Raw genomic sequence first — 1430 nt, forward strand, 5'->3', positions numbered from 1 at the left:
TTAACGCTGAGGTGTGATGACGAGGCACTACGGTGCTGAAGTAACAAATGCCCTGCTTCCAGGAAAAGCCTCTAAGCATCAGGTAACATCAAATCGTACCCCAAACCGACACAGGTGGTCAGGTAGAGAATACCAAGGCGCTTGAGAGAACTCGGGTGAAGGAACTAGGCAAAATGGTGCCGTAACTTCGGGAGAAGGCACGCTGATATGTAGGTGAAGCCCCTGCGGGTGGAGCTGAAATCAGTCGAAGATACCAGCTGGCTGCAACTGTTTATTAAAAACACAGCACTGTGCAAACACGAAAGTGGACGTATACGGTGTGACGCCTGCCCGGTGCCGGAAGGTTAATTGATGGGGTTAGCGGCAACGCGAAGCTCTTGATCGAAGCCCCGGTAAACGGCGGCCGTAACTATAACGGTCCTAAGGTAGCGAAATTCCTTGTCGGGTAAGTTCCGACCTGCACGAATGGCGTAATGATGGCCAGGCTGTCTCCACCCGAGACTCAGTGAAATTGAACTCGCTGTGAAGATGCAGTGTACCCGCGGCAAGACGGAAAGACCCCGTGAACCTTTACTATAGCTTGACACTGAACACTGGTCCTTGATGTGTAGGATAGGTGGGAGGCTTTGAAGTGTGGACGCCAGTCTGCATGGAGCCGTCCTTGAAATACCACCCTTTAATGGCTGGTGTTCTAACGTAGACCCGTGATCCGGGTTGCGGACAGTGTCTGGTGGGTAGTTTGACTGGGGCGGTCTCCTCCCAAAGAGTAACGGAGGAGCACGAAGGTTAGCTAATCCTGGTCGGACATCAGGAGGTTAGTGCAATGGCATAAGCTAGCTTGACTGCGAGAGTGACGGCTCGAGCAGGTGCGAAAGCAGGTCATAGTGATCCGGTGGTTCTGAATGGAAGGGCCATCGCTCAACGGATAAAAGGTACTCCGGGGATAACAGGCTGATACCGCCCAAGAGTTCATATCGACGGCGGTGTTTGGCACCTCGATGTCGGCTCATCACATCCTGGGGCTGAAGTAGGTCCCAAGGGTATGGCTGTTCGCCATTTAAAGTGGTACGCGAGCTGGGTTTAGAACGTCGTGAGACAGTTCGGTCCCTATCTGCCGTGGGCGCTGGAGAATTGAGGGGGGCTGCTCCTAGTACGAGAGGACCGGAGTGGACGCATCACTGGTGTTCGGGTTGTCATGCCAATGGCACTGCCCGGTAGCTAAATGCGGAAAAGATAAGTGCTGAAAGCATCTAAGCACGAAACTTGCCCCGAGATGAGTTCTCCCTGAGACTTTAAGTCTCCTGAAGGAACGTTGAAGACGACGACGTTGATAGGTCGGGTGTGTAAGCGCAGCGATGCGTTGAGCTAACCGATACTAATGAACCGTGAGGCTTAACCTTACAACGCCGAAGATGTTTTGGCGAAGAGAC

Annotated in this window: 1 rRNA gene; it reads left to right on the forward strand. The window is 53.0% G+C overall.

The window, feature by feature from the left end:
- Nucleotides 1–1400, forward strand: a 23S ribosomal RNA gene (locus LLF79_RS26775); the annotation flags it as partial.
- Nucleotides 1401–1430: the final 30 nt, after the last annotated feature.

Origin of the sequence: Enterobacter cloacae complex sp. 2021EL-01169 (assembly GCF_020733125.1) — a bacterium.
Lineage (GTDB): Bacteria > Pseudomonadota > Gammaproteobacteria > Enterobacterales > Enterobacteriaceae > Enterobacter > Enterobacter roggenkampii.